Origin of the sequence: Croceivirga lutea (assembly GCF_014235875.1) — a bacterium.
Classification (GTDB): Bacteria; Bacteroidota; Bacteroidia; order Flavobacteriales; family Flavobacteriaceae; genus Croceivirga; species Croceivirga lutea.
Genome location: NZ_JACJUK010000005.1, coordinates 312,667 through 330,169, shown reverse-complemented (window position 1 = coordinate 330,169; position 17,503 = coordinate 312,667). Strand labels below are relative to the sequence as shown.

19 protein-coding genes and 1 tRNA gene are annotated in these 17,503 nt (G+C 34.2%); 11 read left to right on the top strand and 9 right to left on the bottom strand.

The genetic code is table 11. The features are described from left to right. Positions 1 to 8 precede the first annotated feature (8 nt). Positions 9 to 1,229, top strand: a complete 1,221-nt coding sequence (gene odhB / locus H5V42_RS11485; protein ID WP_185783311.1) for a 2-oxoglutarate dehydrogenase complex dihydrolipoyllysine-residue succinyltransferase — start codon at positions 9 to 11, stop codon at positions 1,227 to 1,229. Between the two features lie 48 nt (positions 1,230 to 1,277). Here the strand turns inward: odhB and H5V42_RS11480 are convergent, their stop codons facing one another. Then, positions 1,278 to 1,715, bottom strand: coding sequence for a retropepsin-like aspartic protease family protein (locus H5V42_RS11480; RefSeq protein WP_185783310.1), 438 nt, complete (start codon positions 1,713 to 1,715; stop codon positions 1,278 to 1,280). A gap of 37 nt (positions 1,716 to 1,752) precedes the next feature. On the opposite strand from H5V42_RS11480, the gene H5V42_RS11475 reads away from it, so the two are divergent. From H5V42_RS11475 to H5V42_RS11430, 10 genes are all read left to right on the top strand, one after another. After that, on the top strand, positions 1,753 to 2,520 hold the full coding sequence (locus H5V42_RS11475; RefSeq protein ID WP_185783309.1) for a TatD family hydrolase: 768 nt from the start codon (positions 1,753 to 1,755) through the stop codon (positions 2,518 to 2,520). Beyond that, positions 2,521 to 3,552, top strand: a complete 1,032-nt coding sequence (locus tag H5V42_RS11470; RefSeq protein ID WP_185783308.1) for an asparaginase — start codon at positions 2,521 to 2,523, stop codon at positions 3,550 to 3,552. Between the two features lie 70 nt (positions 3,553 to 3,622). Beyond that, a tRNA-Ser gene (locus tag H5V42_RS11465) sits at positions 3,623 to 3,710 on the top strand. A gap of 77 nt (positions 3,711 to 3,787) precedes the next feature. Beyond that, positions 3,788 to 4,516: a MotA/TolQ/ExbB proton channel family protein gene (locus H5V42_RS11460; protein WP_185783307.1), complete on the top strand. Its 729-nt coding sequence runs from the start codon at positions 3,788 to 3,790 to the stop codon at positions 4,514 to 4,516. A gap of 27 nt (positions 4,517 to 4,543) precedes the next feature. Next, a complete protein-coding gene (locus H5V42_RS11455) occupies positions 4,544 to 4,990 on the top strand; it encodes a hypothetical protein (protein ID WP_185783306.1) in 447 nt (148 codons plus the stop codon). A 12-nt stretch (positions 4,991 to 5,002) separates the two neighbouring features. Further along, positions 5,003 to 5,620: an ExbD/TolR family protein gene (locus tag H5V42_RS11450; protein ID WP_185783305.1), complete on the top strand. Its 618-nt coding sequence runs from the start codon at positions 5,003 to 5,005 to the stop codon at positions 5,618 to 5,620. A 10-nt stretch (positions 5,621 to 5,630) separates the two neighbouring features. Beyond that, complete coding sequence (locus H5V42_RS11445) at positions 5,631 to 6,113, top strand: ExbD/TolR family protein (protein ID WP_185783304.1); 483 nt, start codon at positions 5,631 to 5,633, stop codon at positions 6,111 to 6,113. Between the two features lie 97 nt (positions 6,114 to 6,210). Continuing rightward, entirely contained in the window at positions 6,211 to 6,822 is a 612-nt protein-coding gene (locus tag H5V42_RS11440; protein ID WP_185783303.1) for an ExbD/TolR family protein, read from the top strand. Positions 6,823 to 6,828: 6 nt separating this feature from the next. Beyond that, positions 6,829 to 7,287: an ExbD/TolR family protein gene (locus tag H5V42_RS11435; RefSeq protein ID WP_185783302.1), complete on the top strand. Its 459-nt coding sequence runs from the start codon at positions 6,829 to 6,831 to the stop codon at positions 7,285 to 7,287. Between the two features lie 64 nt (positions 7,288 to 7,351). Further along, positions 7,352 to 8,032: a porin family protein gene (locus H5V42_RS11430; RefSeq protein WP_185783301.1), complete on the top strand. Its 681-nt coding sequence runs from the start codon at positions 7,352 to 7,354 to the stop codon at positions 8,030 to 8,032. On the opposite strand, the gene H5V42_RS11425 is transcribed toward H5V42_RS11430, so the two are convergent. From H5V42_RS11425 to rpsB, 8 genes are all read right to left on the bottom strand, one after another. Continuing rightward, entirely contained in the window at positions 8,027 to 8,632 is a 606-nt protein-coding gene (locus tag H5V42_RS11425) for a hypothetical protein (RefSeq protein ID WP_185783300.1), read from the bottom strand. The genes H5V42_RS11430 and H5V42_RS11425 overlap by 6 nt on opposite strands. Continuing rightward, on the bottom strand, positions 8,632 to 10,089 hold the full coding sequence (rpoN, locus tag H5V42_RS11420) for an RNA polymerase factor sigma-54 (protein WP_185783299.1): 1,458 nt from the start codon (positions 10,087 to 10,089) through the stop codon (positions 8,632 to 8,634). The genes H5V42_RS11425 and rpoN overlap by 1 nt, the downstream gene beginning before the upstream one ends. Before the next feature lie 35 nt (positions 10,090 to 10,124). Then, the gene (gene asnS, locus H5V42_RS11415) at positions 10,125 to 11,558 is read right to left on the bottom strand and encodes an asparagine--tRNA ligase (protein WP_185783298.1); all 1,434 of its coding nucleotides are present in this window, start codon (positions 11,556 to 11,558) and stop codon (positions 10,125 to 10,127) included. 69 nt (positions 11,559 to 11,627) lie between these two features. Beyond that, positions 11,628 to 14,021, bottom strand: a complete 2,394-nt coding sequence (locus H5V42_RS11410) for an efflux RND transporter permease subunit (protein ID WP_185783297.1) — start codon at positions 14,019 to 14,021, stop codon at positions 11,628 to 11,630. Between the two features lie 70 nt (positions 14,022 to 14,091). Beyond that, entirely contained in the window at positions 14,092 to 14,646 is a 555-nt protein-coding gene (gene frr, locus H5V42_RS11405) for a ribosome recycling factor (protein WP_185783296.1), read from the bottom strand. A 40-nt stretch (positions 14,647 to 14,686) separates the two neighbouring features. Then, positions 14,687 to 15,394 carry a UMP kinase gene (pyrH, locus tag H5V42_RS11400; RefSeq protein WP_185783295.1) on the bottom strand — a complete coding sequence of 236 codons (708 nt, stop codon included), beginning with the start codon at positions 15,392 to 15,394 and terminating at the stop codon, positions 14,687 to 14,689. A gap of 143 nt (positions 15,395 to 15,537) precedes the next feature. Next, positions 15,538 to 16,362, bottom strand: coding sequence for a translation elongation factor Ts (gene tsf, locus H5V42_RS11395; protein ID WP_185783294.1), 825 nt, complete (start codon positions 16,360 to 16,362; stop codon positions 15,538 to 15,540). A 70-nt stretch (positions 16,363 to 16,432) separates the two neighbouring features. Continuing rightward, on the bottom strand, positions 16,433 to 17,485 hold the full coding sequence (gene rpsB / locus H5V42_RS11390; protein ID WP_185783293.1) for a 30S ribosomal protein S2: 1,053 nt from the start codon (positions 17,483 to 17,485) through the stop codon (positions 16,433 to 16,435). Positions 17,486 to 17,503: the final 18 nt, after the last annotated feature.

Here is a 17,503-nt window from a genome sequence, read left to right as displayed (position 1 = left end):
GCAAATAGATGGTTTTAGAAATGAAAGTCCCTTCACCGGGAGAATCAATAACCGAGGTTGAAATCGCAGAATGGTTGGTAGAAGACGGAGATTATGTGGAAAAAGACCAAGCCATTGCAGAAGTTGACTCTGATAAAGCAACTCTTGAGTTACCTGCTGAAGAGAGTGGTATCATTACTTTAAAAGCTGAGGTTGGTGATGCGGTAACAGTTGGGGAAGTGGTTTGTTTAATTGATACAAGTGCAGAAAAACCAGCAGGTGGTTCAGCTAAAGAAGAAGTTAAAGAACCTAAGAAAGAAGAGCCTACTAAAAAAGTAGAACCAAAAAAAGAAGAACCAACAAAAGAAAGTTACGCTACGGGTACACCTTCACCTGCTGCTAAAAAGATTCTCGATGAAAAAGGAATCTCAGCAAGTGAGGTTAAAGGAACTGGTAAAGACGGTAGAATAACCAAAGAGGATGCTGTAAATGCAAAACCTTCTATGGGAACTCCTACTGGAGGCAATAGAGGTGAAAGTCGTTCTAAACTTTCTATGCTGCGTAGAAAGGTTGCTGAACGATTAGTTGCTGTTAAAAACGAAACGGCCATGTTGACAACATTTAATGAAGTCGACATGTCTCCAATCTTTGATCTTAGAAAACAGTATAAAGAAGAATTTAAAGAAAAGCACGGGGTTGGTCTTGGTTTTATGTCATTCTTTACCTTAGCTTGTGTTAGAGCTTTAGAAATGTATCCGGCGGTTAACTCTATGATTGATGGAAAAGAAATGATTTCTTATGATTTCTGTGACATCAGCATTGCAGTTTCTGGACCAAAAGGTTTAATGGTGCCTGTAATTAGGAATGCAGAAAATCTAAGTTTTAGAGGTGTTGAGTCAGAAGTAAAAAGACTCGCCATTAGAGCTAGAGAAGGAGAGATTACAGTAGATGAAATGACTGGGGGTACTTTCACCATAACAAATGGTGGAGTATTTGGTTCCATGTTGTCTACACCAATAATTAACCCTCCTCAAAGTGCTATTCTTGGTATGCATAATATTGTAGAAAGACCAATAGCTCGTGATGGAGCTATAGCAATAGCGCCAATTATGTATGTTGCACTTTCTTACGATCATAGAATAATTGATGGTAAAGAATCAGTTGGATTCCTAGTGGCTGTTAAAGAGGCGCTAGAAAATCCGGTAGAAATATTAATGAATAATGATGTTAAAAAAGCATTAGAGCTCTAATAACTTCAATTTATTAAACTAAAGAGGGCGCCCAAATAGGCGCCCTCTTTATTTAAGGTATAAACGTTTTTTGCTGTAATCTACTATAGCTTTTCCTTTTTTTAGAATATCAGCACCAATAATACCGTCTACAGGTTCTGCTTCATGATTTAGAAGCGCTTGATTTACATGAATCAAATCAAAAAGAACAATCTCTTGTCTCTTTTTTGACCATTTTCCAAGTTCAATGGTATTATTTTTCGCAATGAATGTTTCCATTTCAATTGCACCTGCACCTGCTGCTTTAATTTCAGATGACTCTTGAGTTAACTTAAAAACATCAATTTTATCAACTCCAATACAAGTGTTTGAGGCTCCAGTGTCTAGAATGAATCTACCTTCAACACCATTGATGAAAGCTGTAACTTCAAAATGGTTGGTCTTTGTAAAACGTAAAGGAATAGTTTTGTATGCCTTAGATTTTAAAAAGTTTTTCAATGATTTCATGCAGAAAATTTGCCAAAGATAATTCTATTTTTGCGCTATGATTTTAACAGATACACACAGCCATTTATATAGTGAGGCTTTCGATGAAGATAGAGATGCAATGATTAATCGTGCATTAGATTTAGGTGTTCAACGATTTTTTATACCAGCTATAGATTCTACTTATGCCAATAGAATGTATGATTTGGAAAAAAACTACCCCCAAAACATATACTTAATGATGGGTCTTCACCCAACTCATGTAAAGGAAAACTATGAGGAAGAATTGCGTTTTGTAGAAAAACAATTTTCAGAAAGAGCGTTTTTCGGGGTAGGGGAGATAGGTATTGATTTGTATTGGGATAAAACATTTTTAAAACAGCAGCAAGACGCTTTTGTTAGACAAATTCAATTGGCTAAAAATCATGGTTTACCAATCGTAATTCATTGTAGAGAAGCCTTTGATGAAATCTTTGAAATATTAGATCAAGAAAAAGGTTCTGATCTTTACGGTATTTTTCATTGTTTTACTGGTACACACAAGCAAGCCTTACAAGCAATTGAATATAATATGAAATTAGGTATAGGTGGCGTAGTAACATTTAAGAATGGAAAAATAGACCAATTTCTTAATAAGATAGATTTGAATAATATTGTATTAGAAACAGACGCTCCTTATTTATCGCCAACACCTTATCGAGGTAAACGTAATGAAAGTGCCTACCTAATAAAAGTCGTTGAAAAATTAGCTTCGATTTATAATTTGTCAGAAGAAGAAATAGCAAAAATCACAACTGAAAATTCAAAAAAAGTATTCGGAGTTTAAATGAGTAGTGCACTAAAAATATTGTTGATATATACAGGTGGTACCATAGGTATGGTTAAGAATTATGAATCGGGTTCATTGACTGCATTCAATTTTGATAGCTTACTTAAGAATATTCCAGAGTTGAATCAATTAGACTGTAAAATAGATCATATTTCTTTTGAGAACCCAATTGATTCTTCTAATATGAACATTGAGCATTGGGTAGAATTGGTCAGCATATTTGAAGACAACTATTCCAAATACAATGGTTTTGTGGTATTGCATGGTAGTGATACTATGAGTTATACAGCCTCTGCATTAAGTTTTATGCTTGAAAATCTTGGTAAGCCGGTAATTTTAACAGGTTCTCAATTGCCAATAGGAGATTTAAGAACAGATGCCAAAGAGAATTTAATTACTGCAACTCAGTTGGCGGCTCTACAAGAAAATAATGAACCGGTTTTACAAGAGGTTGGGTTGTATTTTGAATACAAACTATACCGTGGAAACCGCACAACAAAAATAAATGCTGAGCATTTTGAAGCATTTAATTCTCCTAATTACCCTGAGCTGGTAAACTCTGGGGTACACTTAGCAATTAATTCTCAGCAACTTTTTAAAAGAAAAAATAAAAAAGAAAAGTTGTTGGTGCATAAACAAATGGATAGAAATGTTGCTATTTTAAAACTCTTTCCAGGAATTAGTAAAGATTTAATAGCGGCTGTTTTAAATACTAGAAATTTAAAGGCACTGGTGTTAGAAACCTATGGGGCTGGTAATGCATCGACAGAGGATTGGTTTATAAAAATGTTAAAAAATGCAATAGAAAACGGCTTGCATATAATCAACGTAACACAATGTTCTGCGGGTAGTGTTGTACTCGGTCACTACGAAACAAGCTCGTTATTAAAAAAAATAGGAATTATTAATGGAAAAGATATTACTACAGAATCTGCCGTAACAAAAGCTATGTATCTACTTGGAAGTGAGGTTTCAAGTATGTCTTTTAAAACCATTTATGAGACCTCTTTGCGGGGAGAAATGAGTTAAAATTAACGACACAAATTTCTTCAACTGTAAAATTTTTTGTTTATTGGTCGGCCTAACTATTCAAAATAATAGAGAGGTGGCCGAGTGGTCGAAGGCGCACGCCTGGAAAGTGTGTATGCACCAAAAGTGCATCGAGGGTTCGAATCCCTTCCTCTCTGCTGATTTGAATATTTGTAATTATTAAATTTTTATATCTTTAAACATTATTAACTAACTAATTTTAAGTTTGAACACAATGAAAAAAATATCCTTTACTCTGGCTACTGCCGGAATGTTCATTTTAGGTACTACCAGCGCATCTGCTGCTATCTTACAAGAAGGCGGTGAAGCTTCAAAAGGTTTCACTCAAGTGTTGAAAGAACAGTTCATTCAAGGTGGGCCAGTTTTCATGGGTATCGTATTGTTATGTTTGATATTAGGTTTGGCTGTTGCCATTGAGCGTATCATTTACTTAAACATGGCGACTACCAATTCTGCAAAATTGAAGCAACAAGTTGAAGATGCATTAGCGTCTGGCGGTATTGAAGCTGCAAAAGAAGTTTGCAGAAACACAAAAGGGCCTGTTGCCTCTATCTTTTACCAAGGTTTAGACCGTTCTACAGAAGGTTTAGAATCTGCTGAAAAAGCTGTTGTAGCTTATGGTGGTGTTCAAATGGGTCAATTAGAGAAAAACGTTTCTTGGTTATCTTTATTTATCGCAATTGCTCCCATGCTTGGGTTCATGGGTACGGTAATTGGTATGATTGCTGCATTCCAAAAGATTGCTGCTGTAGGTAACTTAAGTGCGTCGTTAATTGCAGGTGATATTCAGGTAGCACTTTTAACAACGGTATTTGGTCTTATTACTGCAATTATCTTACAGATTTTCTACAACTACATTATTGCAAAAATTGATAGTATTGTGAACGACATGGAAGATTCTTCAATCGCTTTGATTGATATGTTGGCCGCTCACAAAAAGTAATTTTAACTTTAAATAAACTATCGAGTTATGCATAAAATTTTAAAAATAGTACTTATCGTAATCAGCGTAATTGCTGCGATAATGTGCTTCTTTATGATGCCGAGTCCAGAGGACCCTAGTGCTATAGATAGTACGGGCATCAATGTAATGTTCTTAATCATGTGGGTGTTGTTAATTTTTGCAGCCGTAACAGCTTTGTTTTTCGGTTTACGCAAAATGATAACTACTCCAGGTGGATTGAAAAAAGCTTTGTTCTCTCTTGGTGGATTAGCAATTCTATTTATAATAGGTTACGCACTTTCAAGTGGTGATGAAGCTAAAGCAGTAGTAGATACCTTTGCAGGTAAAGAAATTCAACCTACTGAAAGTACCGTTAAAACAATCGGTATGTTATTGAACGTTTTCTTCGGAATGGTAGTTGTTGCTGTTTTGTTGATGGTGTTACCCGGTGTTAAAAGGGTCTTTGGAAAATAAAAAGTAAAAGTTATGCCTAGAAGAAAAGGAGCCCCTGAGGTAAATGCTGGTTCTATGGCAGACATTGCTTTCTTGCTATTAATCTTTTTCTTAGTTACTACAACTATTGAAACAGATGCTGGTTTAGATAGAATGTTGCCACCAAATGAGCCGCCAGAGGATAACGTGGTTATTAAGCAAAAGAACATTTTTACGGTGAACATTAATAAAAATGGTCAGTTGCTTGTAGAAGAAGAGTTAACAGATATTGAGAACTTGCGTACTAAAGCTATGGAGTTCTTAGATAATAACGGTGATGGTTCTTGTGCTTATTGTAAAGGTAAGAAAGACCAAAATTCTTCTGATAACCCAAGTAAAGCTATTATTTCTTTAAAGAATGATAGAGAGACTAAATATGCAACCTACATTACAGTTCAAAATGAATTGGTTGGTGCGTATAATGAGTTACGAAATAGAGAAGCTCAGCGAATTTTTGGTAAGGATTATACGGCTATGGAGTCGGAATACCTTGCCTCGGAAACTAAAGAGAGAATGACGCCTACTGAATACGAAAAGTTGAAAGAAGACGTAAAAAGAATTCAAGATATGTTTCCTCAAAAATTATCTGAAGCAGAAACATCTAACAATTAATACATAGTTCATGGCAAAGTTTGCAAAAAAGAAAGAAGGTGATTTACCTGCGGTAAGTACCGCTTCATTGCCGGATATTGTGTTTATGTTGCTGTTTTTCTTTATGACGGTAACAACTATGAAAGACAGTTCATTGTTAGTGCAAAATACATTACCCAATGCTTCTGAGGTTAAGAAGTTAGACAAAAAGGATAGAATTATCTACGTTTACGTTGGTAAACCAACAAAGGAGTATCAAGGCGTATACGGTTCAGAACCTAAAATACAGTTAAATGATAAGTTTGCTGATGTTAGTGAAGTAGGTTCTTATATTCTAGCTGAAAGAGCTAATAGACCACCAGAAATTCAGAACGTGTTAACTACATCTTTAAAAGTAGATAAGGATGCTAACATGGGATTAATCTCTGATATTAAGCAGGAATTAAGAAAGGTAAATGCACTAAAAGTAAATTATACTACTTATGAAGGTAATGCCTTTAATAATTTACAGTAGTAACAAAACACTTTACTCAATCAAAAAGCCCAAACACTAGTTTGGGCTTTTTTTATGCGTTGTTGTTTTAGAGATTTAGATAACAAAATCTATTCTTATGAAGCATCAAAGAAATCCACCCGAAGTAAATGCAGGTTCTATGGCAGATATTGCGTTTCTTTTACTCATCTTTTTTTTAGTAACTACTAGTTTAGAGTCTAACGATGGCTTACAAAGAATGCTCCCGAGACCAAATGCAGAAACTGCTGATATCTATGAAAGAAATATCCTTAGAATTAACATCAACGCTCAGAATAAAGTTCTTGTAGCAGATAATCTTATAAATTCAAAAGACTTAAAGAATATTGTTCTTGACTTTGTGGATAATGGTGGTGCACAAATAGATTCTCCATTTTATTGTGAATACTGTGAAGGTGATAGAAGCTCGTATTCATCAGATAGTCCAGCAAAAGCTATAATATCTTTAACAAGTAGTAGAAATGCATCATACGATGTCTATTTAGATGTTCAAAATCAATTAATAGATGCTTATAATTCGCTAAGAACTAGAGAAGCCATAAAACGCTTTACTATTTCTTACTCAGATTTATTATTGGAATATCATAAAGCAGAGAATTATTCATCTGAAAAGGTAAAGTTAAAGTCTATGATAGAAGAAATAAGAAGTCTATATCCTATAAAAATATCAGAAGCAGAACTTAAAATATAGAAAGTCATGAAATTTAAAACTAAAAAATCTAACTCAAGTTTACCGCCAGTTTCTACAGCATCCTTACCTGATATTGTTTTTATTCTACTTTTTTTCTTTATGACGGTTACCGTTTTTAAAGACCAAAATCTTTTGGTTGAAAATACAATCCCTATGGCTAATCAAGCTGAAAAATTCGCAAAAGTTGGAGTAATCGAAATAATAATTGGAAAACCACTAGATAACTATCAGGCAAATTATGGCACAGAACCGGTATTACAGTTAGGAAATAAAATAGGTGGGGTTCACGATGTTTCTGCTTTTGTTTTAGAAGAACTATCACTTATGCCAGAACACCTTAGAGCCAAAGCCACGGTAAATCTTAAAATAGACGAGAATGTTAAACTTGGAATTGTTAACGATGTAAAAAAAACGCTTTCTAAAATAAACATGCTAAAGGTTAATTACATTGCTCTAAAAAAATAGGGTTCTTTAATTATATGATAACCCAAACATGAGAAGGAATACCTCAATTTAGTATCTTGGAAGCATGAGAGTTTTACTTTTCTTTTTGTTATCCTTAGGTTTTTTGTTTAATGTTAATTCTCAAGAGATTAATGATGAATTGAAAATTGATACTAAATATTTAGAAGATCAATTTTATGCTGGTTTGGCATACAACTATTTAGCAAATAGACCAGAGGGAATAATTCAACGAAACTTTTCTTATAATTTACAATTTGGATTTATAAAAGATATACCCTTAAATCAAAAGAGAAACTTTGGTTTGGGTTTAGGTGTTGGGTATGCAACAAACTCCTATTACTCTAATTTAAGAGCTAGTTCTATAAATGGAGAAATAAGCTATGAGATTCCTGAAGAAGATTTTGACAGAACAAAATTAGAAACCCATGCTGTAGAGATTCCTTTTGAAATTCGATGGCGTACTTCTAATGCTATTGATTATAGGTTTTGGAGGGTTTATGTTGGCGGAAGGTTAAACTATAATTTTTCAAGAAAGTCAAAATTCAGGGCGGAGGGAATAAAGGATGTTTTTACCAATGCGGACATTAGCGAATTTAATTATGGTATGACTCTTAGTTTTGGTTACAATACGTTTAATTTACATGCGTATTACGCTTTAAATCCTATTCTAGAAAATGCCACAATTAATGGTGAGGCTATAAAAATGCATCCATTGCGTATTGGATTGATTTTCTACATTTTATAACCAAAATTTAAATAAAAACAGTTGAGAGCAAACACCCAAAGTAAATCCTATTAACAGTTCTGGTTTACTGTGGGCATGTGTGTATAATCTTGAGGTTGCTACAAGACCAGAGGCGAGGGTGAAAATGCTTAACGCTATGGTGATGTTTATTTCAAAATGAATACTGAGACCGATTAGAAAAAGCAACAGACCACCCATACCTGCCATGTGAATACTTGCTTTAATTTTTGCGAATAACAATACCAAAAGGGTTAGAGATAGTAGTAGTAGACCTAAAAAGAAATAATACAGTTCAGTTATTTGGTACTCAGGAAGTACTTTAAATACTAACAACAGAATAATTATAATATTAAGTGCTAAAGGATATTTTCTTTCTTCAATTTCTGGTGCAAATGCGCTGCTTATAAGTTTTAAACTTTTGAGAATAAAAAAGAAAATAATTGGAATAATTATGGTTAAAACAAAAATTGGAAATAGATACCTTAATTTCTGTTCATTATCTAACGAAAGTGGATTAATCAGAAAAAAAGCTACTGAACCACCTAGTGGTATAAATAGCGGATGAAAAATATAGGATATTAGAAGTAATAGCCCCCGCATTAAAGTTGTTTTCTAAGTCTAGCAACGGGTATGCCTAATTGTTCTCGGTATTTGGCTACTGTTCTTCTAGCTATTGGATATCCTTTTTCTTTTAAAAGCTTTGCCAATTTATCGTCAGTTAAAGGTTTTTTCTTTTCTTCTTCTTTAATTAAGTTTTCCAGTATTTTTTTTATCTCTCTAGTGGATACATCCTCGCCTTCTTCATTTTTCATAGATTCAGAAAAGAATTCTTTTATCAATTTAGTGCCGTAAGGGGTATCAACATATTTGCTGTTTGCAACTCTAGAGACTGTTGATACATCCATATTAATTTTATCAGCAATATCTTTTAAAATCATAGGTTTTAACTTGCGTTCATCGCCAGTTAAAAAATACTCTTCTTGATGCTTCATTATAGTACTCATAGTAATGAACAACGTTTGTTGTCTTTGTTTTATGGCGTCTATGAACCATTTTGCAGCATCTAATTTTTGCTTAATAAATAATACAGTGTCTTTTTGTTCTTTTGATTTTTGCTTAGCATCTTTAAAGCCTTTAAGCATCTCATTGTATTCTTTAGATACATGAAGTTCAGGAGCATTTCTTCCGTTAAGAGTTAACTCTAACTCACCATCAACTATTCTAATTGAAAAGTCTGGTACAACATGTTCTACAATTCGGTTATTGCCAGCATAAGAACCCCCAGGTTTGGGGTTTAATTTTTCTATTTCAGTAATGGCATCTTTTAATTCTTCTTCATTAACATCAAATTTTTGAATAAGCTTTTTGTAATGTTTTTTACTGAATTGATCAAAAGACTTTTCTAAAATGTTAATTGCTAACTCTATTGAAGGTGTAGGATTTTTTCTTTTTAATTGAATAAGTAAGCACTCTTCTAATGAACGTGCTGCTACACCAGGTGGGTCTAATTCTTGAACCACTTTTAATACTTTTTCTACAGTTTTTTCATCTGTATATATATTCTGGGTAAAAGCTAAATCGTCTGTAATATCAGAAAGGGGTCTTCTTATATAACCACTTTCATCTACGCTACCTACTAAAAATTCAGCAATACTCCACTCAGTATCGTCTAGGTATACGGTGCTTAATTGGTTAAGAAGATTTTGATTAAATGAAATTCCTGCAGCATAGGGTACCGTTTTTTCATCCTCATCTGCACTATAATTGTTAGATTGCGTGCGATAGTCTGGTATTTCGTCATCGCTTAAGTAATCATCAATATTTATTTCTTCTGTAGAAATAGATTCGTTGTCCAGACTTTCATCGTAAGAATCGCTGTATTCATCTGAGAACTCTTCGCTTTCTGCTTTACCACTTTCTAAAGCTGGGTTTTCTTCTAACTCTTGTTTTAAACGTTGTTCAAATGCTTGTGTAGGCAATTGAATTAACTTCATCAGCTGAATTTGCTGAGGAGATAATTTCTGAGAAAGTTTAAATTGAAGATGTTGCTTAAGCATTAAAAAATGGTTTCTACTAAAGTTACAAATTCGAATTAAAATTCAGCATTTTGTGGAGTTCTTGGAAACGGTATTACGTCTCTAATATTACCCATGCCTGTTACGAACAATACCAAGCGCTCAAAGCCTAATCCAAAACCACTATGAACAGCGGTACCAAATTTTCTTAAATCTAAATACCACCAAAGTTCTTCTTCTTCAATGTGTAACTGTTCCATTTTTTCTTTAAGCACTTCTAAACGCTCTTCTCTTTGAGATCCTCCAACAATTTCTCCTATTCCTGGAAACAGAACGTCCATGGCTCTAACGGTTTTGCCATCTTCATTAAGTCGCATGTAAAATGCTTTAATTTTAGCAGGATAGTCAAACAATATTACTGGGCACTTAAAGTGTTTTTCTACTAAAAAACGTTCATGTTCACTTTGTAAATCTGCACCCCACTCATCTATAGGGTATTCAAATTTTTTCTTTTTATTTGGTTTGCTATTTCTTAAGATGTCTATAGCTTCTGTATAGCTTACTCTTTTAAAGTTATTGTCTACAACAAAACGCAATTTATCTTTTAGAGACAATTCGCTTCGTTCAGCCTGGGGTTTTGTTTTTTCCTCGTCTAATAGTCGTTTCTCTAAAAACTCTAAATCATCATCACAGTTTTCTAAGACATACTGTATTACAGATTTTATAAAATCTTCAGCCAAATCCATATTCATATCTAAATCATAGAAAGCCATTTCAGGTTCAATCATCCAGAATTCAGCTAAATGTCTAGAAGTGTTAGAGTTTTCAGCTCTAAAAGTTGGGCCAAAGGTGTAAACCTTACCAAGACCCATTGCGTAAGCTTCTGCCTCTAACTGACCAGATACAGTAAGATTGGTTTCTTTACCAAAAAAGTCTTTTTTATAATTTACATCGCCTTCTTCTGTTAATGGAGGGTTTTTAGCATCCAAAGTGGTTACTCTAAACATTTCACCTGCTCCTTCAGCATCAGATCCCGTAACAATAGGTGCATGCATGTAATAGAAACCATTTTTATTAAAATAGTCGTGAATTGCAAAAGCTAATGCTGAGCGTAAACGCATAACCGCCGAAAAAGTGTTGGTTCTTACTCGTAAATGTGCTTTTTCTCTTAAAAATTCTAGTGAATGCTTTTTTGGTTGAATAGGATATGTTTCTGGGTCTGCTGCACCATGAATTTCAACAGCGCCAACCAAAATTTCAACTTTTTGTCCTTTACCTTGGCTCTCCACTAAACTACCCGTAACTTTTAATGCTGCTCCAACAGAGATTTCTTTGATAATTTCCTCATCAAAATTTTCATAGTCAACTACACACTGAAGATTGTTTATTGTTGAGCCATCGTTTAAAGCGATAAAACGGTTGCTTCTAAATGCTTTTACCCAGCCATTTATTACTACTTGTTGTGACGCTGGTTCTGTGCCTAATAATTCTTTAACTGAAAATTGGGACATTCTATCTTAAAATTTAAACCTCAAAGATAGGTTTTTGCTTAGATAGAGAAAGGCAAAATCAACTAAAAACTACACTGTATTATTCTCGTCGTTAACAGGTAATACGTCTATTTGCGGTTTTTTAAGTGTCTTTTTATTGGCAATGTTTCTTTCTAGAGAAAGTAATAAAGAGGGTAGAAGTACTAAGTTAGATAACATAGCAAAAAGTAAAGTTGCTGAAACTAAACCTCCAAGTGCTTGAGTTCCTCCAAAACTAGATATAACAAATACAGAGAATCCAAAGAAAAGTACTATTGATGTATAAAACATGCTTACTCCAGTTTCTCGAAGCGCATTATAGACAGATTTCTTTATTTGCCAACGGTTGGCCACTAGCTCTTGCCTGTATTTTGCTAAAAAGTGGATGGTATCGTCTACAGAAATACCAAACGCAATGCTAAAAACCAAAATTGTGGATGGTTTAATTGGTACACCTAAAAATCCCATTAATCCTGCGGTGATTACCAAAGGCAGCAAGTTGGGAACAAGTGAAATTACTATCATTCTAAACGACCTAAAGAGATAGGCCATGAAAATGGAAATTAAACCAATTGCAAGTGCAAGCGATAATAAAAGATTTTTCACTAAATATTTGGTTCCTTTTAGAAAAAGCATGGCTTTACCTGTCATGTAAACATTATACCTTTCTGAAGGAAAGATTTTGTTCATGGCAGATAACATGTCTTTTTCAATTTCTTCCATTCGAGTTGTTTTTACATCTTTCATGAAAGTGGTGATTCTCGCTGTTTGCCCAGTTGAATCAACAAAACTTTGTAGTAAATTACCATCACCCTCAGAGTTTTTAATATAATCCATAATAAAGGTGTTCTCTTGCGAGGTAGGTAATTGATAGTATTTTGGTATTCCGTTGTAAAATGCCTGCTTGGAGTATTTTACTAAATTAACTATAGAAACGGGTTTAGATAGTTCAGGAATTTCATCAATTTCACTAGATAAACGTTCCATTCGTTTTAACGTTGCTGGCTTGGCAACCCCATTTTTTCTTTTTGTATCAACAACAATTTCTACTGGCATAATTCCCCCAAATTCTTGTTCAAAAAAGCGAATGTCTTGAAAGAATTCTGTGTCTTTTGGTAAATCTTCAATTCTGCTTCCCGTAATTTTTATTTGATAAATGCCAATAATGCTTAATACTAAAACGATGACAGAGGTAATGTAAACCGCAATACGGTGATCACGAACCATACGTTCCATCCAGCTTACAAAAACATCAATCCATTTTTTGTTCAAATGCTTTAAATGCTTTGTTTGTGGCAAAGGCATAAAACTGTATATAATTGGAATGATTAAAAGTGATAAAATAAAAATGCAGAGAATATTGATAGAGGCTACTATACCAAATTCTTTAAGTAAATCACTATCTAAAATTATAAATGTGGCAAAACCAGAAGCAGTGGTAACGTTGGTCATTAAAGTGGCGTTGCCAACTTTTGAAATTACACGTTGTAGTGATAAGGCTTGGTTACCATGTTTTTTTACTTCTTGCTGATATTTATTAATTAAAAAAATACAGTTTGGAATACCTATAACAATAATTAGGGGTGGAATTAAAGCTGTAAGAATTGTTATTTCAAATTGAAATAATCCAAGAATACCAAAAGCCCACATTACGCCGATTATCACCACGCACATAGAAATAAATGTGGCTCTAAAACTCCTAAAAAAGAAAAAGAAAATTATAGAAGTTACCAGTAAAGCAGCGAGAATAAAACTACCAATTTCATCTATAATGACTTTGGAATTCCAGGTTCTTATATATGGCATTCCTGAGACCCTTACATCTAATCCTGTTTCATCTTCAAAAGTTTCAACTAGGTTGGCAAGATCATAAAGAATGAATTCATTTCTGACCTGCTCATTTAAAAGGTCACGGTCCATATAAAGAATGGTTCGCAATGAGCTTGTTTCTGGATTAAATAGTAGGTTTTCGTAAAATGGCAACTCTTCAAATAGATGTTTTTTCATATCATCTATCTGTTGTTGATTTAGTTGACCTTCTGGTATTAATTTTTGCAGTGTAAAAGAGTTTGACTGCTCATTTTTTACGAGTTCTTCTAAATTATCTGTTGAAACCACATAATCAACCTCTGGTACAGCTTGAAATTGCTTGCTGAGCCTATTCCATAAATTAAAGTTGGCTTCAGAATATAGAAGTGAATCGCTAACCGCGATAACTATAGCATTGTCTTCTTGCCCAAATATGTTTACAAAAGAATTGTAGTCAATAATTGAAGGATGGTCGTTTGGTAGAACGCTCATTTCTGTATTAGAAAAGCGCATATTCTTCCATTGCAAGCCCATTAATACGGTAATGCCTGCAATGATTAATAAAATTAAAATGCGATTTCTGAGAATTATCCTTGCGGTAACGGTCCAAAAACCTCGTAGAAACTCTTTGAGCATGCTTTGCTAAATTGGCTGCAAAGGTAAAAAACGATTAAGGCTTAACCTATAAGATTTTAGCTTATAAAAGCTAAACTTTCATAATTTCTGCTTCTTTTACCTCTAGCACTGCGTCCACTTTCTTAACAAACTCATTTGTAAGCTCTTGAACATCAACTTCGGCATTTGATCGTAAATCTTCAGATATGTCAAGTTTCTTAAGTTCTTTATTAGCATCTTGTCTTGCATTTCTGATACTTACTTTAGCGTCTTCTGCCTCAGCTTTAGCTTGTTTTACTAAGTCTCTTCTTCTTTCTTCAGTAAGTGGAGGTACGTTAATGATTACGCTCTCACCGTTGTTCATTGGATTGAAACCTAAATTAGCATTCATAATAGCAGTTTCAATTTCTTGAATCATGGCTTTTTCCCAAGGTTGAACAGAAATAGTTCTGGCGTCTGGCGTATTTATATTGGCTACTTGAGATAAAGGAGTTTGAGAGCCATAGTAATCTACCATAACCGTTGAAAGCATTGCAGGACTTGCTTTACCTGCTCTAATTTTTACAAATGCTTTTTCTAAATGGCTCATAGCTCCAACCATACTTTCTTTGGTGCTATCTAATACAAATTCTATTTCTTCATTCATGGTAACAGATTTTTATAGTGCTACACAATTAGTGTTCCAATTAATTATTTACAGTAGTTCCAATATTTTCGCCAGTAACAATTTTCATTAAATTTCCTCTTGTGTTCATGTCAAATACTACAATTGGTAATTCATTTTCTTGACTAAGGGTAAAGGCAGTGGTATCCATTACTTTTAATCCTTTTGAAAGTACATCGTTAAATGTAATGTTTTCGTACTTGGTTGCAGTTTTGTCTTTTTCTGGATCAGAAGTATAAATTCCGTCTACACGTGTACCCTTTAAAATTACATCTGCATCAATTTCAATAGCACGTAAAACCGCAGCAGAATCGGTAGTAAAATATGGGTTTCCTGTACCGCCACCAAAAATAACAACTCTTCCTTTTTCTAGGTGTCTCATTGCTCTTCTTCTAATAAAGGGTTCGGCTACCTCGTTTATTTTAATTGCTGATTGTACTCTAGTTTGAATATTTTCAGCTTCTAATGCGCTTTGTAAGGCTAGTGCATTTATAACCGTGGCTAACATACCCATATGGTCACCTTGAACACGATCCATACCTTGGCCAACACCTTGTAATCCTCTAAAAATGTTTCCACCGCCAATGACTATGGCAAGTTCAACACCCTTGTCAACTACAGTTTTAATTTCTTCTGCGTATTCTTTAATACGTTTGGGGTCTATACCATATTGTTGTTCACCCATAAGGGCTTCACCACTTAACTTTAGTAGAATTCTTTTGTATTTCATTTTCGATTTTTGAAATCGTGCGTAAAATTAAACAATTTTATGAATGCAGATTTTTCAATTGCTCAGCTTTTTTAAAATCTATTTGTTGCGCATAAAAAAGCCCCAACATTTCTGTTGAGGCTTTTAAATTAATTGGTTTTTACTTAGCCTAACGCAACTCTTTTAAAACCAGTTACTTCTAAAGAAGAATCTACTGATTTAACGTATTGAGCTACACTTTGTTTATTGTCTTTAATAAAAGCCTGGTTAACTAAAGTGTTGTCTTTAAAGAAACGTTTTAATTTACCTTTTGCAATGTTTTCTAACATTTCTTCTGGCTTACCTTCTTGACGTAATTGGTCTTTTGCAATCTCAATTTCTTTATCAATTGTAGATTGGTCAACACCCTCTTCATTTAAAGCTACAGGATTCATAGCTGCTGCTTGCATAGCTACATCTTTTGCTGCAACATCAGCACCATCAACATTTGCAGACAATCCAACTAAGGTTGCAATTTTATTACCTGCATGAATGTATGATCCTACGAAAGGAGCGCTTAAGCTTTCAAAACTTCCTATTTCTATTTTCTCACCTATAACTCCGGTTTGTTCAGTTAACTTCTCTGCAACTGACATACCGTTAAAGTCTGCAGCTAAGAATGCATCTTTACCATCATAATTTAATGCTAGGTCTGCCAAATCGTTAGCTAAGGTTACGAATGTATCGTTTTTAGCAACGAAATCAGTTTCACAGTTTAATGAGATTACAACTCCTTGAGAGTTATCTGCATTTACTTTTGCGATAGCTGCACCTTCAGAAGAATCTCTATCGGCTCTTTTCGCAGCAACTTTTTGACCTTTTTTTCTAAGGATTTCTATTGCTTTTTCAAAATCACCATCGGCTTCAACTAATGCTTTTTTACAGTCCATCATTCCTGCACCGGTGGTCTTTCTTAATTTATTTACTTCAGCGGCTGTTATTTTTGCCATTTTCTTTCAGAATTAAAATTTATGTAAAGTAAAACACAACAAATGTGTTTCGGTTTAGGTCAACGTTAAATTACTCTTCAGAGTCTTCAACTCCTCCACTAACAGAATCTTGCCAAGCCTTTAGTTCATCCCATTTTCCTTCAGCAGCCATTTTAGCTTGTTTAGCCCATGATGTTGGGTCTAAATGCGCTAATCTTGGACTTGCATCTGTTAAAATAGTTTTTACTTTTTCAGCATCTTCTTTTGATAATGCCTCATAAGTTGTTACACCTGCTGCTACTAATGCTTCAGCTGCTTTAGGTCCAATACCTTCAACTTTTGTTAAGTCATCAGTTTCTGTTTTAGCAGCTTTTTTAGGAGCCTCTTTTTTAGCTTCCTTTTTTGGAGCTGCCTTAGCTTTTTCGCCTTCTTCTTTGCCACCTTGTTTATCAGCCTTACGCTCAGCTAAACCTTCAGCAACTGCATCAGTAACATGGCCTAAAATTGCTTCAATAGACTTACCAGCATCATCATTAGCGGGTATAATATAGTCTATTGGTCTTGGGTCAGAATTGGTGTCAACCATTGCAAAAATTGGAATATTCAATTTCTGAGCTTCTTTTACCGCAATATGCTCACGCATAGTATCAACGATAAAAATTGCTCCAGGTAAACGGGTCATATCAGAAATAGAACCTAAGTTCTTTTCTAATTTGGCGCGTAAGCGGTTGACTTGTAACTTTTCTTTCTTTGATAACGTGTCAAAAGTACCGTCTTTCTTCATTCTATCTATAGAAGTCATTTTTTTAACGGCTTTTCTGATAGTAACAAAGTTGGTTAACATTCCGCCAGGCCATCTTTCTGTGATGTAAGGCATGTTTACTTTTGAAACTTTGTCAGCAACAATATCTTTTGCTTGTTTCTTAGTAGCTACGAATAAAATTTTACGCCCTGAAGCTGCTATTTTTTTAAGTGCTTCATTAGCCTCGTCTAATTTTGCTACAGTTTTGTAAAGGTTAATTACGTGTATACCGTTACGCTCCATGTAGATGTAAGGAGCCATGTTCGGATTCCACTTTCTTGTTAGGTGACCAAAGTGTACACCTGCGTCTAGTAAATCTTTTACTTCTGCTTTGTTTGCCATTTTTTGTTTTAGTTTACG